We start from the raw sequence: 13261 nt of genomic DNA, 5'->3' as shown, positions 1-13261 counted from the left end.
TTCATGCCCTCTTTTGTTTTTTTTCAGCTAATCTACTCATGCGCTTTACAATTTCATCAGATGTTAAATTAATCTCTTCTAAGAGTTTGTCCACACTACCATGTTCTATAAAATGATCTGGGATACCAAGTCTATCCACTTTCGCATGATGGTAATGATGATCATGAGCAAATTCTAACACGGCGCTACCAAATCCACCTTGTAAGACCGCTTCTTCAACTGTCAAAATAGGCATGTTCATACTTAAAATATCATGTAACATTGTCTCATCTAATGGTTTAATAAAGCGGGCATTAACAACTTTTACTGAATAGCCTTTCGTTTCAAGAAGAGCTGCCGCTTCCATAGCCATTGGAATGGTTGTTCCAAATGTTAAAATAGCTGCGTCTTTACCTTCTTTTAACACTTCCCATGAACCAATTGGAAGTGCCGTCATCTTTTCATCAATCTCAACTCCAAGTCCATTTCCTCTTGGAAACCTCATTGCAATTGGACCATCATTGTATTGAATAGCGGTATATGTCATATGACGACCTTCATTCTCATCTTTCGGCATCATCAGTACCATATTTGGCAAATGTCTTAAAAAGGCAATATCGAAAACACCTTGGTGTGTTTCTCCATCAGCACCTACTAAACCAGCACGATCGATCCCAATAAAAACATTTAGGTTTTGCCTAGCAATATCGTGGACCATTTGATCATATGCTCTTTGTAAAAATGTCGAATAAATTGCTAAAAATGGCTTCATTCCTTGTGTAGCAAGACCTGCCGCTACTGTAGCCGCATGTTGTTCCGCTATTCCTACATCAAACATGCGATCTGGAAATTCACTTGCAAAACCTTCTAACTTAGATCCCACAGGCATTGCAGGCGTAATGGCAACAATTCGTTCATCTTCTCTTGCCAGTTCTCTGACTGTTTCACTAACTAACTTACTCCATGCAGGTGCAGTATTCACAGGCTTCAGGAAGTCACCTGTTTCCGTTTTATAAGGGCCTGTTCCATGCCAAGTACCAACAGTATCACGTTCTGCAGGCTCATAGCCCTTGCCTTTTTTCGTAATTACATGTAAGAGAACAGGACCTTCTGTTTTCTTGGCATAATTAATGTTCTCAAATAATTCTTCATAATTATGACCATCAATTGGTCCAAGATAAGTAAAACCGAGTTCCTCAAAAAACACGCCTGAAACAAGTAAATACTTTAAGCTATCTTTTAACCTTTCAGCTGTTGAAGCAATTTTACCACCGACAGCTGGAATCTTTTTCAGAAAAGCTTCCAATTCATCTTTTGCCCATTGGTATTTCCCCGCAGTTCTAAGACGACCTAGAACATTATGAAGGGCGCCAACATTAGGAGCAATTGACATTTCATTATCATTCAAAACAACAATCATGTTTTTCTGCTCGTGACCAATATGGTTAAGCGCTTCTAATGCCATTCCACCAGTCAAGGCACCGTCCCCTATTACTGGTATCACATGGCTATTTTCTTTTTTAATATCTCTTGCAATGACCATTCCCATAGCACCTGATAAAGAGGTGGAGCTATGGCCAGTTTCCCATACATCATGAGGACTTTCGATCAATTTAGGAAACCCGCATAATCCTTTATACTTTCTTAAGGTATCGAATTGGCTAGCTCTACCAGTAAGGATTTTATGAACGTATGACTGATGCCCAACATCCCATAAAATTTTATCTGTTGGGCTATCAAACGCTTTATGCAGAGCGATGGTCAATTCAACCACACCTAGATTAGGCCCAATATGACCACCAGTAACTGACAATTTTTCAATCAAAAATTGTCTAATTTCCGAGGCTAGATTCTCTAATTCCTCATTAGAGAGCTTCTTTAAAAAGCTTGGGTCTTTAATTGATAACAGATCCATAAGCCGGATCACTCACTTTCATTACTTATTCATAAATTAGTATACTTCTTCTCATTTCCTTTTCATGATTAGTACTAGATTACAGCAAAAATAAAAATAAGCCAAATGTTATCCCTTTTAATGGTTTCTTTCAGCTAGCATATCTGTAATTTTTTCCAAGTAATAAGTATTCAAACCTGTTTTTGCTAATTTTTCTTTCGCTAGCTGTGTATGCTCATCAAGTGCTGCTTTTGCACCATTCATTGTTAGGATGCTTGGATAAGTACTTTTCGCATTGACTTCATCACTACCTACCGGCTTACCAATAAGTTCCTCAGAACCTTCTAAATCTAAAATGTCATCTCTTATTTGAAAGGCTAAACCTAAATGTGTGGAAAATTCAAGTAAAAGCTGTTTTTCCTTATCTGAGGCACCAGCTAAAATGGCACCAGCGATGACACCAAAACTTAGTAACTTTCCTGTTTTATGTACATGAATGTATTCTAATTCAGGAAGCGTAAGTGTTTTCTGTTCGCCCAACATATCAGCAACTTGGCCACCAACCATACCTTCTGCTCCTGCTGATTGAGCAAATTCCTTAATTAAATCTAATTTAGCTTCAGGAGAAGCAAATGCTTCATCCGTTTCTGCTATTAATTGAAAGCTATAAGTTAAAAGCGCGTCCCCTGCTAAAATTGCATTGGCTTCCCCATACACTTTATGATTTGTCGGCTTTCCTCTTCTTAAATCATCATCATCCATACTAGGAAGGTCATCGTGAATAAGAGAGTATGTGTGCACCATTTCAAGTGCGCATGCACTGTTAAGTCCTTTAATTGTTTCTTGTCCATAAGCAGCTAAAGTAGCGAAAAGCAATAAAGGTCTGATGCGTTTACCTCCAGCCGACAAAGAATATTGCATTGCTTCTTTTAGCACAGCTGGAGATTCTAATCTCTCAACAAAGGATGCCATTTTCTCTTCCAGTAGTGTTTTATGATGTTGTGAAAAAGCTTGTAGTGACTCACCCATTCTCCCTACTCCTCCTCATGTATAACAAACGGCTGTTTTTTTCCATCATCAGTAATCATTTCTGTTAATTGCTCTTCTACATTTTTTAGTTTATCGTGACAAAGCTTGGAAAGTTCCATCCCATTTTTATAAATGGAAATGGCCTCTTCTAGAGGGACATCCCCTTCCTCTAACTTTTCTACGATTTGCTCAAGTTGCTCCATTGCTTCTTCGAAAGTAGGTGTTTTTTCTTTAGCCATTACTTTTCACCTCGATTATCGATTATATTCTTTACTTCAGCTAATATCGTACCATCTTTTACCTTTACTTTTATTTCGTCATTTTGTTTAACTTGGTGGATAGATTTGATGAGTTCTTCCTTTTCCGAATACAGCAAACTATATCCACGGTCCATAATCTTTAACGGACTTAACGTCTCTAATTTTGATATAAGATGTGAGAATTCCCTTTGCTTTCGTTCATTTACAACATTCATGGAACGTCTTAACCGTTTATTGATATCTATATATAGTTTTCTGCTTTCTATGGCTAATGAGTGTGGTGGTGTTCTTAGCAAGCGTTTTCGTTGCTGATCGACTTGTTCCTGCTTATATTTTAATAAGCGGATTGTACTTTTAATTAATTGTTCTTTCGTACGATCAACTTGTTCTAATTTTTGCTCATAAAGTTTTTGAGGGTAACGAAAAGCATAAGATTTCTCCACTCTATGAAGACGTTCAAACTGCCTTGTTAACCTCTCCCTCGTTGCTCGGATCATCCGTGCTTGTTGGTTATGGATGCGTTCACTTAGGTCATCTATATGAGGCACTGAAAGCTCAGCAGCACCGGTCGGGGTTGGTGCCCGTAAGTCTGCGACAAAGTCTGCAATCGTAAAATCCGTCTCGTGACCAACCGCTGATATAATTGGGATAGATGAGGCAAAGATCCCTCTAATTACTTCTTCTTCATTAAATGCCCATAACTCTTCAATTGAACCTCCACCTCTACCAACAATTAACACATCAACCTCTTTCCTTTCATTCGCTCGATTGATTTGTTGAGTGATGGAAGGTGCGGCCCCTTTTCCTTGTACAAGTGCTGGGTAAATATAAATAGGAACAGAAGGATATCGGCGTTTCAATGTTGTAATTATATCTCTGATTGCTGCACCAGTTGGTGAAGTAATCAGCCCAATCGCTTTCGGATACTTAGGAATCGGTTGCTTATATTTCTCTGAAAACAACCCTTCCTTTTCGAGTTTCTGTTTTAACTGTTCATAGGCTAGATAAAGGTCACCAATACCATCAGGGGTCATTTCTTTCACATATATTTGATATTGTCCACTTGCTTCATATAAGGACAAATCACCGGTAATAAGAACATTCATCCCATTCTCAGGGACAAATTTCATCGTTTGATTGTATCTTGAAAACATCACTGCAAGAATTCTTGATTTCTCATCTTTTAATGTAAAATACATATGACCACTCGAATGGCGCTTGAAATTTGAGATTTCACCTTTGACCATTACTTGTTGTAAATGTGGATCTCTATCAAATTTCCGCTTTATATATTTTGTTAATGCGTAAACTGTTAAATATCTCTTTTCTTCCATTCTTATCTCCTTCTTTATTACAACGAATTAATTGTAATAGGAAAGTTTAAGCAGCGGATTCAAATGATGTAATCGCATAAAATAGATGCTCTTAATTCTCACTATAATTATCTTTTATTTTTGATAATACGCTATTTATAAACTTTGGCGATTGGTCGTCTCCATACATCTTTGCAATCTCAATGGCTTCATTAATAACAACATTAACCGGTATATCATCCTCGCTAAAAGCAAATTCAAAAGTGCTAAGACGTAGTAAATTGCGATCAACGGTTGCCAAACGATCCAATTTCCAGTTCTCCAGATTGTTAGATATTAACTCATCAATCTGGGCTTTATGATGAAGAACACCACTGACAAGATGGTTTAAATAAGCATCCTCTGGCTGTTCATCTAACACATGATGAATGGCCTCATTCATTTCCGTTCCACTTAAATCGATTTGAAATAGCGCTTGCAATGCTTTTTCTCTTGCTGTTCTTCTTTTCATTCTTATTTCTCCTTTGTCATTCAATCTATTATATAAATGTCCTCGTGGATTTCTTTAACGACACATAAAAAAACACATAAGAAGATAATAGCATAACTGACTATGATTCGCACAGTGTAGTCAATAATTTTCCTCTATTTTTACTTACAGTCTGATGAACTTTAAATAATGCAGCCATAGCCATTGATATGAATAGACTTCTCTAAAATTTGTTGAAACAAACCTTTAAGTCATGGAGCGGATATATCAATGCAAAAAAAAGACGACTAAAGACACCGATGTCTCTAGCCGCTTTTTTTGTCTTTTTATATTTCTTGTTCGTATTCATCTTCTTGTTTTTGGTTTTCAAAAAGAATACCAACTACATGAATATTAATTTCTTTCGTTTCAAGCGCTGTCATATTTAATAGAGCTTGACGAATATTATCTTGAATACTTTGTGCAACAGTTGGAATAGATACGCCAAATTTCATTAAACAGTAGACATCCACTTTAATGCCATCTTCAGCTAATTCGACTTTTACACCTTTTCCATGGTTTTTCTTGCCTAATTTTTCAACTACACCTGATGCGAAGTTGCCGCGCATTTGTGCAACACCTTCCACTTCAGATGCCGCAATTCCTGCAATTACTTCAATTACTTCAGGTGCAATTTCCACCTTACCTAACCCTGTTTCCTCTTGGTTCATTTCTAGAATATTTTGATCGCTCATTTTGAAACCTCCAATTCTTATTCAGATTTCATAACGTCATTCAATTCCAGGAATTTCGTGTTAAACTCCCCTGCAACAAAATTCTCATTCTCAAGAAGTCTTAAGTGGAACGGGATTGTAGTATGAACACCTTCAATAACAAATTCACTTAGTGCTCGTTTCATTCTAGCAATTGTTTCCTCCCTCGTATCACCATAAGTAATCACTTTTGCAATCATTGAATCATAATACGGAGGAATCGTATATCCAGGATATGCAGCAGAATCAACACGAACACCTAAACCACCTGGTGGAAGGTACATCGTAATTTTCCCTGCGGATGGCATAAAGTTTTTCGCCGGGTTCTCTGCATTAATTCGACATTCCATCGCCCATCCACTATAAGTAACATCCTGTTGGGTCATACCTAAACGTTCACCAGAAGCAACTTTAATTTGCTCTTTAATCAAGTCAACGCCTGTCACCATTTCTGTCACTGGATGTTCCACTTGAATACGTGTATTCATTTCCATGAAATAAAACTTGCGGTTATGATAATCATAAATAAACTCGATTGTACCTGCACCGGTATAATTTACAGCTTCTGCTGCTTTTACTGCAGCTTTCCCCATTTCTTCACGTGTTTCACCGTCTAGGGCTGGAGAAGGCGTTTCTTCTAGTAGTTTTTGTAATCTTCTCTGAATGGAACAATCTCTCTCTCCAAGGTGAATCGTATTTCCATAAGTATCTGCTAGTACTTGAATTTCTACATGTCTAAAGTCTTCAATGTATTTTTCAATATATACACCTGCATTACCAAAAGCAGTTAATGCTTCCTGCTGTGTAATGTTAATTCCTTTTGTTAACTCTTCTTCATTACGTGCGACGCGAATTCCTTTACCGCCACCGCCAGCAGTTGCCTTTATAATAACAGGATAGTCTATTTTTTGCACCAATTCAAGCGCTTCACTAATGTCTTCAATAATTCCATTTGAACCAGGTACGATTGGTACACCTGCTTCCTTCATCGTTTCACGAGCAATATCTTTTGTACCCATCTTGGCAATCGCTTCTGGAGTTGGCCCAATGAATGTAATATGACACTCGCGACATAATTCTGCAAAGTCACTGTTCTCAGCTAGAAAACCGTAACCTGGATGGATCGCATCGCAATCTGTTAACTTCGCCACACTAATGATACTAGTGAAATTTAAGTAACTATCCTTTGAAGAAACTGGACCAATACAATAAGCTTCATCAGCAAGCTGAACATGTAAAGCTTCTTTATCACCTTCTGAATAGACAGCTACACTTTCAATACCCATTTCACGACATGCACGAATAATACGTACAGCGATTTCTCCTCTATTTGCGATTAATACTTTTTTTATCATCGACAAAAGCCCTCCTTACTCAGGCTTCACTAAAAATAATGGTTGCCCGTATTCAACTAATTGACCATCTTTAACTAAAATCTCCACAATTTCTCCATCTACTTCTGCTTCGATTTCATTGAATAATTTCATTGCTTCAACAATACACAGAATAGAGTCTTTGGTGATTTTAGAACCAACTTTTACATATGCATCTGCATCTGGTGAGGATGACTCATAAAAAGTTCCAACCATAGGAGAAACTACTTGATGCAGATTTGAAGTATCTTTATCTTCATTCTTTTCATTTACTTGTTCTACTTTTTGTACTTCCGTTTGAACTGCTGCTGTTTTCTGAGGTTGTTCAGGAGGCGCTACTACAGCCTGTGCCTGTGGTTGAACAACTGGTACTGCTGCAGTTTGAATAGCAGTGACATTTTTCTTCATTTCTACTTTTGTACCTTCATGTTCATAAACAAATTCATCAATATTAGATTGATCAACTAATTTAATCAATTCACGAATTTCTTGGACTTTTAGCATTCTTACACCCCTGTTCTTCATTTACGCTTCAACTTTAATAGATGAAATACTAGTTATGTAAATAATTATGACTAGCTACTATAATCATACGCTAAGACCTAATGAAAGTTCAACACTAACTTTAATAGTAAATATTATCCAAATAATAAGTATCCCTCTAAAACACCACTTATATCCCTTTCTTTCCTTCTGATTTATTAAGAGAACGAGTGAAAGTTGAAGTTCTTCATTCTTGCTAGGTTCGGATTATTTAACTATGTAAAATATTCATCAGTCAAACACGTACAAAAATTATGCACTGATCAAAAACTATTATCTAACTATTATAATTATTTTATCATTCCCCTATAAAAAAATGCAAAAAACTGAGCGATTGTATTCATCGCTCAGCTTTCATACTACTTACTTACTTGAAATTCTACTGCTACCAAAGCTTGTGTACCTAACTCATTCATTACTTCTCTAATAATCTTGTTTGCTTCAGCTTTTGATTGTTCTTCCGCCTTTACAACCACTTTAACATTGGCTCCATCAGCTTTCACAAGAACATCTTCGTAGTTCATTGATTTTATCAAGTTCTCTAACATTTCTTCCTTAGCAGCTAACTCATTAAGTGAATCAAGTTGGTCCTTCGCTTCACTTCTTTCCTCTGCAGGTAATTCTGTCGAAGCTGCGACTTCTGTTAATCTTTCTTTTTCCATACTTCTTTCGTTCATTTGATCAAGTCTCTCTTGGGCAAATTCTTCATCAGATGCTACATCTGAAATTACCGCACCACCGGTTTCTGCATTTTCATTTTCTTCTTGGTCATTTCCCGCAAGATTCATTTGTCCATCTGGAGAAGTTAAGTAATAAATTGACAGAACAACGACTAAACTCAACATAGTTAATAACCATACCGTTTGCTTTTTTAATAACATCATTAAATCCCCCTTAAACATTATTTTTTCTTCGGTAAAACAGAAACTTTATGTGCAGGTACATCTAGTACACGTGAGACAGCTTCCACAATCCATGTTTTCACTTGGATATTATCAGCACCCTTTGCTACTATGAGAACGCCTCTTATATCAGGCTTTTTTGTTTCTATTACAATTGGAACTTCTTTCTCTCCTTCACGGATGATGACAACCTGTTCTTCTTTCGATTGATCTTCCACCACCCTTTTGCCACCTTCCCTATCCGTCTCATCTGTAATTTGACCTTGATTCGTAGTATTTTTTTCTAATACTTTTTTCTCTGTGGAATCCACATTTACGACAACAGAGACATCATCCACTCCAACTATTGTGTCAAGCGCTTCTTTAATCTGTGCTTCATATGCCTTTTCATAATCAGCAATTGAATTGGCTGATTGTGGTTTAGATTGTCCAAAGACTTCTTGCTCTTTTTCTGCTTGCTCACTCTCGGAGTTAAGGACAGAGACTTCATCAGACTGGTCATTATTAAAAAATATATTACTAATTAGCATAATCGCGGCACCAAATAAGAGAACGATCATCAAGTATTGCACTTTACCGGGTTTTTTTTCTCCATCTTTTTCTTTTGATAACCATTCTTTCAGTAATGTAATTGGTCCTTTTTTACCCATCGTCTTTCGCCATCCCCCCTTCTTCTAAAAATACTTCCATCACTTTTTCATCGATTTCCCAATTAGTAGACAGAAGAGAAGTAATATCACCTGGGACAGTAGTTGTTGCTTCTGATTCAATCGGCTTTCCTGTGTCTACTTCTACATTTTGGACAACTTCAACTGCTTCTTGTTCCCCTCCTTCTACTGGTTGTACTTGCACATAGACCTTTTGAAGGTTTTGAGGGAACTCAAGCTCGGACCTATCGTCTTCAATCATTTCTATCTTTGTAATTTCTACACCGTACTTTTCTACCAACTCCTCATTCGCCGATGCTTTCATGGCTTTTTCTACGTTTTCTAAAGCATATGCACGAGAGGAGGCTTGTATTTCTTTTTTTTGCATTTCTATTGAATTTTCTATTTCTTCTTTTGAAGAAGTAGACTCAATTGTTGGTAACGACATAATCGTTTGTTCAAAATCACTAGAAACAAATTTAAATATAGGAGTTAAGATAATCGCTATTAATAATAAGCCCGTAACCATTTTTGTGTATTTCTGTAGCTTTGAACTTGGAAGAATCATATCAATAACCGTTGCTAGTAAAATAAATATGATAATTGTTGTAATCCATTCTTTTAAAAATTCCATGAGCGACCCTCCCTATCTCACCATCATCGTGAGATTTCCAGCTACGATCACGACAGTAATACTAAGAAAAAACATAAGAGACACAATGGCTAATGCTGCAAATACGTACATGACACTTTTACTGATAATATCTAAACATTTAATAATCGGCCCTCCGCCTAAAGGTTGAAGAACAGCTGCTGCAAATTTATATATAAACGCAATCATTAATATTTTGATTGCAGGAAAAGCTACTATAATCATCAAAATGGCGACTCCAGCAATTCCGACAGTGTTTTTCAATAATACAGATGCTGTCACTACCGTATCAGTTGCGTCTGTGAACATTCGGCCGATTACAGGGATAAAATTACTTGTTACATACTTCGCTGTTTTTAGTGTGACACCATCTGTAATGGCTGTCGAAACTCCTTGGATTGATATCACAGCCAAAAACACAGTAAGGAAAATTCCGAGTAAGCCCACACTCCAATTCCTCAAGAGATTACCCAATTGTGTAACCTTATATTGATCTGACAAAGTACTGACGATATGCAGTAGCGTGGATAAAAAAAGCAATGGAAACACAACATATTGAATTAACACACCACTCGTATTCATTAAAAAGAGAATAACTGGATGAAAAAAGGCTGCTGAGATGAGTCCACCTGACGAGGCAATTAATGCTAGCAGCAAAGGAATGAGCGCTAGAATGAATGAAGTCATCTTATGGACAGTATCACTTGCATACTCCATCGCGATATGGAAGCTATTCAGTGCTAAAATAACCAATACCATCAAAACTATCGCATAAGCGACTTTACTTACTGTTCCGGATTCGAAAGCATTTTGCAATGATTGCAGAAACATGCTAAATACAGCTAGTAAGATTAAGGTTCCTAAAAGTTTCCCATTTACAACAAATTCATGAAAAACGAATTTAAGTATGCCTAATGCCCATTGATCAAATGAAAACTCTTTTTCACCTTTTATAAAATCGTATATGCTACCCTTTTGGCTTTCCGGTAAAAAACCCCCATATTCATTGGTGATATCTTCCCAGAATCCCTTTAATTCATCCAAATGGAGTGTATCTATTTGCGACTCTACAATATCTTCCGGATTAAAAACTTCTTGAGCTTCTTCAGTTTGGTATTCATCTGGCTTATCTGCCTCTTCATCTGAGGCATGTACAATGTGGCCTGTCATGAAAATAAACAACATACTAAACAGCAATGTTTTCAATAAATAGGGCTTCATCTTTTACACCTCTTTATATAGGGAAGGTGCTACTCTCTTATGATGTTGTCATTTTCTATTCACACCGCATGGGTGGCTCCTTCATTTTCTCTTTACACTGATTAACTTGGGATCATTTGAATAATTGTTTCAATCAAAACCGTTAATATTGGGATAGCCATTGCTAAGATAAAAATCTTCCCTGCCATCTCAATCTTTGCTGCAATCGCACCTTGACCAGCATCTTTCGTAATTTGCGAGGCAAATTCTGCAATATAGGCAATACCCACTATTTTCAGTATGGTCTCCAAATACACCATATTAATATTGGCATTAACAGCAATGCGCTCTATCATATGAATAATCATATATATCTGATCGACAAGATATAAAAAAATCGTACAACCAACAAAAACAACTAAAAGAAAAGCAAAGTTAGGTTTTTGTTCTTTAATAATTAGTGCCAAGAATGTAGCTATTAAAGCAATTCCTACTATTTTAAGAATATCAATGGCATACCTCTCCCTTCTTATTGAAATAAGAATACTGATTTGATTTTTTGAAAGAGGTTATCTACCACTGATGCAACCAGGAATAAAATATAGATAAATCCAAACAGAGTGACCCATTGGGCATATTCTTTCTTTCCCACTTGGTCAAGAATCGTGTGTAAAAAAGCGACGACTATCCCAACACCGGCAATTTTAAAAATAATCTCGACATCTAATCCCATTATTTTCTCCTCCTACACTCAAACATGAGAAATTTTCTCTACATTAATAAAATAATTAGCAGAAGTCCTGATAAAAACCCGAGGCTTTTCGCCATTCTTTCGTATTTTGCCTGTTTCTCATGCGCATCTACTTCTTCACGTTCAAGATGGGCTAATGTCAGCAAAATTTGCTTTTGTTGGGAGATGCGATCATGTCGCCCTAATGTCTCTCCGAATTGTTTCATGATTTCAAATTCACTGTTTTTCAGAGCCGTTTTCTTCCAAATGTGATTCAAGCTATTCTCCCAAGCCCTCATCACTGTCGTTTCAGTTTCTGTTAGCCGAGAAGCAAAATCAGCAAAGAATAACGAAACTGGGTGACTTAACTGAGAAGCGAGCCGTCGTGATGCCTCATGTAATGGAGTGTGGCCATACATGATTTCCGCTTCCAATGATTGCAAGGCACTCTTTAGCTGCCTTAGTTGACGGGGCCTTTCACTTAATCGTTTTGATATCTCAAATCCTACGAGAGTAGTAGCTACGATGATTAGTATTGCTCCCACTATTTTAATCATGGTCCTAATACCTCTTGCCTTCCATGTAACCGCATACCATTACCATCTTTGACAGCTTGTATATTCCCCGGTCCTGCACGCCTATTAAGTTCAACAAAACGTTCAAATATATCTAATTCAAGTAAAGGTGCCATTAACGGACGTTTTTTTATATCTTCATACGAGAAGCCGTGGGTAGTAGTAATTAACTTTATACCAGCATTAACTGCTTCTAATACGGCTTCTACATCTGCTTTGCTACCCAATTCATCGACCACAAGGACATCTGGGCTCATCGAGCGAATCATCATCATCATACCTTCAGCTTTTGGGCACGCATCTAACACATCAACACGCGGACCAAACCTCATTTGTGGTATACCATGAATACTTCCAGCTATTTCAGATCTTTCATCGACGATGCCTACTTTTTTAGCAGTTGTGTATTTATTTTCACTAGAGACCATTCTCGCTAAATCTCTAAGCAAAGTTGTCTTTCCAGTTTGTGGAGGACCGATAATAACTGTATGCATCCAACCATTCTGATAAATATGGTGAGCAACAGTTTCTGCAATCCCGATTTTTTCCTTGGCAATACGAATGTTAAAAGAAGCGACATCTCTAATCACTTTTACTTGTCCGCCTTCTAAAATAACTTTACCTGCTAGTCCGACACGGTGACCGCCCTCTATCGTGATATAACCTCTACGTAACTCTTCTTCCAAAGTATAGATAGAGAAGTGACTCATCTTATCTAATAACTGAATCGCATCCTCTTCCGTTGCTTGATAAGGTAACAAAACATAGTTACCATGTGTAACAACTTCAATCGGGCGATGAGTCCTAATCCTTATTTCCTCTATTTCTGCTAACTGACGAGTTGGTAATTGCCGTAACTGTTGTGAGATTGAACGTGGTAAAAATGCTAGAATTGTTTCCACCTCGAAAGTCCTCCCTTTCC

At 37.2% G+C, this 13261-nt stretch carries 16 protein-coding genes; all 16 read right to left on the bottom strand.

The genetic code is table 11. The annotated features are described in order from the left end of the window. Window position 1 precedes the first annotated feature (1 nt). The 16 genes from dxs to spoIIIAA all read right to left on the bottom strand — a co-directional run bounded on the left by dxs (window position 2) and on the right by spoIIIAA (window position 13241). Window positions 2-1894, bottom strand: a complete 1893-nt coding sequence (gene dxs / locus LCM23_RS05510; RefSeq protein ID WP_224936017.1) for a 1-deoxy-D-xylulose-5-phosphate synthase — start codon at window positions 1892-1894, stop codon at window positions 2-4. Window positions 1895-2011: 117 nt separating this feature from the next. Continuing rightward, entirely contained in the window at window positions 2012-2902 is an 891-nt protein-coding gene (locus LCM23_RS05505) for a polyprenyl synthetase family protein (RefSeq protein WP_224936016.1), read from the bottom strand. 5 nt (window positions 2903-2907) lie between these two features. Beyond that, complete coding sequence (locus tag LCM23_RS05500; protein WP_095372615.1) at window positions 2908-3141, bottom strand: exodeoxyribonuclease VII small subunit; 234 nt, start codon at window positions 3139-3141, stop codon at window positions 2908-2910. Beyond that, window positions 3141-4496: an exodeoxyribonuclease VII large subunit gene (xseA, locus tag LCM23_RS05495; RefSeq protein ID WP_224936015.1), complete on the bottom strand. Its 1356-nt coding sequence runs from the start codon at window positions 4494-4496 to the stop codon at window positions 3141-3143. The genes LCM23_RS05500 and xseA overlap by 1 nt, the downstream gene beginning before the upstream one ends. 91 nt (window positions 4497-4587) lie before the next feature. Next, on the bottom strand, window positions 4588-4986 hold the full coding sequence (gene nusB, locus LCM23_RS05490) for a transcription antitermination factor NusB (protein WP_224936014.1): 399 nt from the start codon (window positions 4984-4986) through the stop codon (window positions 4588-4590). Window positions 4987-5291: 305 nt separating this feature from the next. Then, the gene (locus LCM23_RS05485; protein ID WP_224936013.1) at window positions 5292-5699 is read right to left on the bottom strand and encodes an Asp23/Gls24 family envelope stress response protein; all 408 of its coding nucleotides are present in this window, start codon (window positions 5697-5699) and stop codon (window positions 5292-5294) included. A gap of 17 nt (window positions 5700-5716) precedes the next feature. Further along, a complete protein-coding gene (accC, locus tag LCM23_RS05480; RefSeq protein ID WP_224936012.1) occupies window positions 5717-7072 on the bottom strand; it encodes an acetyl-CoA carboxylase biotin carboxylase subunit in 1356 nt (451 codons plus the stop codon). 15 nt (window positions 7073-7087) lie between these two features. Further along, complete coding sequence (gene accB, locus LCM23_RS05475; RefSeq protein WP_224936011.1) at window positions 7088-7594, bottom strand: acetyl-CoA carboxylase biotin carboxyl carrier protein; 507 nt, start codon at window positions 7592-7594, stop codon at window positions 7088-7090. Between the two features lie 398 nt (window positions 7595-7992). Continuing rightward, window positions 7993-8514, bottom strand: a complete 522-nt coding sequence (locus LCM23_RS05470; RefSeq protein WP_095372609.1) for a SpoIIIAH-like family protein — start codon at window positions 8512-8514, stop codon at window positions 7993-7995. A 20-nt stretch (window positions 8515-8534) separates the two neighbouring features. Continuing rightward, entirely contained in the window at window positions 8535-9185 is a 651-nt protein-coding gene (spoIIIAG, locus tag LCM23_RS05465) for a stage III sporulation protein AG (protein WP_224936010.1), read from the bottom strand. After that, entirely contained in the window at window positions 9178-9816 is a 639-nt protein-coding gene (gene spoIIIAF / locus LCM23_RS05460; RefSeq protein ID WP_224936009.1) for a stage III sporulation protein AF, read from the bottom strand. The genes spoIIIAG and spoIIIAF overlap by 8 nt, the downstream gene beginning before the upstream one ends. Before the next feature lie 12 nt (window positions 9817-9828). Next, window positions 9829-11055 carry a stage III sporulation protein AE gene (gene spoIIIAE / locus LCM23_RS05455; RefSeq protein ID WP_224936008.1) on the bottom strand — a complete coding sequence of 409 codons (1227 nt, stop codon included), beginning with the start codon at window positions 11053-11055 and terminating at the stop codon, window positions 9829-9831. A gap of 101 nt (window positions 11056-11156) precedes the next feature. Further along, a complete protein-coding gene (gene spoIIIAD / locus LCM23_RS05450) occupies window positions 11157-11546 on the bottom strand; it encodes a stage III sporulation protein AD (RefSeq protein WP_095372605.1) in 390 nt (129 codons plus the stop codon). A gap of 17 nt (window positions 11547-11563) precedes the next feature. After that, a complete protein-coding gene (spoIIIAC, locus tag LCM23_RS05445) occupies window positions 11564-11767 on the bottom strand; it encodes a stage III sporulation protein AC (protein ID WP_095372604.1) in 204 nt (67 codons plus the stop codon). Between the two features lie 38 nt (window positions 11768-11805). Then, on the bottom strand, window positions 11806-12321 hold the full coding sequence (spoIIIAB, locus tag LCM23_RS05440; RefSeq protein ID WP_224936007.1) for a stage III sporulation protein SpoIIIAB: 516 nt from the start codon (window positions 12319-12321) through the stop codon (window positions 11806-11808). After that, on the bottom strand, window positions 12318-13241 hold the full coding sequence (spoIIIAA, locus tag LCM23_RS05435; protein WP_224936006.1) for a stage III sporulation protein AA: 924 nt from the start codon (window positions 13239-13241) through the stop codon (window positions 12318-12320). Before spoIIIAA ends, spoIIIAB begins: the two co-directional genes overlap by 4 nt. Between the last annotated feature and the right edge of the window lie 20 nt (window positions 13242-13261).

The organism is Cytobacillus kochii (assembly GCF_020171845.1).
Classification (GTDB): Bacteria; Bacillota; Bacilli; order Bacillales; family Cytobacillaceae; genus Cytobacillus; species Cytobacillus kochii.
This window is presented reverse-complemented; position numbering and strand designations above follow the sequence as displayed.

What these genes read in the sequence shown, in the direction of transcription:
- spoIIIAE (WP_224936008.1), bottom strand. Translation starts at nt 11,055, where the DNA reads ATGAAGCCCTATTTATTGAAAACATTGCTGTTTAGTATGTTGTTTATT.
- accB (WP_224936011.1), bottom strand. Translation starts at nt 7,594, where the DNA reads ATGCTAAAAGTCCAAGAAATTCGTGAATTGATTAAATTAGTTGATCAA.
- spoIIIAC (WP_095372604.1), bottom strand. Translation starts at nt 11,767, where the DNA reads ATGGGATTAGATGTCGAGATTATTTTTAAAATTGCCGGTGTTGGGATA.
- spoIIIAF (WP_224936009.1), bottom strand. Translation starts at nt 9,816, where the DNA reads ATGGAATTTTTAAAAGAATGGATTACAACAATTATCATATTTATTTTA.
- spoIIIAB (WP_224936007.1), bottom strand. Translation starts at nt 12,321, where the DNA reads ATGATTAAAATAGTGGGAGCAATACTAATCATCGTAGCTACTACTCTC.
- accC (WP_224936012.1), bottom strand. Translation starts at nt 7,072, where the DNA reads ATGATAAAAAAAGTATTAATCGCAAATAGAGGAGAAATCGCTGTACGT.
- dxs (WP_224936017.1), bottom strand. Translation starts at nt 1,894, where the DNA reads ATGGATCTGTTATCAATTAAAGACCCAAGCTTTTTAAAGAAGCTCTCT.
- nusB (WP_224936014.1), bottom strand. Translation starts at nt 4,986, where the DNA reads ATGAAAAGAAGAACAGCAAGAGAAAAAGCATTGCAAGCGCTATTTCAA.
- LCM23_RS05505 (WP_224936016.1), bottom strand. Translation starts at nt 2,902, where the DNA reads ATGGGTGAGTCACTACAAGCTTTTTCACAACATCATAAAACACTACTG.
- xseA (WP_224936015.1), bottom strand. Translation starts at nt 4,496, where the DNA reads ATGGAAGAAAAGAGATATTTAACAGTTTACGCATTAACAAAATATATA.
- LCM23_RS05485 (WP_224936013.1), bottom strand. Translation starts at nt 5,699, where the DNA reads ATGAGCGATCAAAATATTCTAGAAATGAACCAAGAGGAAACAGGGTTA.
- spoIIIAG (WP_224936010.1), bottom strand. Translation starts at nt 9,185, where the DNA reads ATGGGTAAAAAAGGACCAATTACATTACTGAAAGAATGGTTATCAAAA.
- LCM23_RS05500 (WP_095372615.1), bottom strand. Translation starts at nt 3,141, where the DNA reads ATGGCTAAAGAAAAAACACCTACTTTCGAAGAAGCAATGGAGCAACTT.
- LCM23_RS05470 (WP_095372609.1), bottom strand. Translation starts at nt 8,514, where the DNA reads ATGTTATTAAAAAAGCAAACGGTATGGTTATTAACTATGTTGAGTTTA.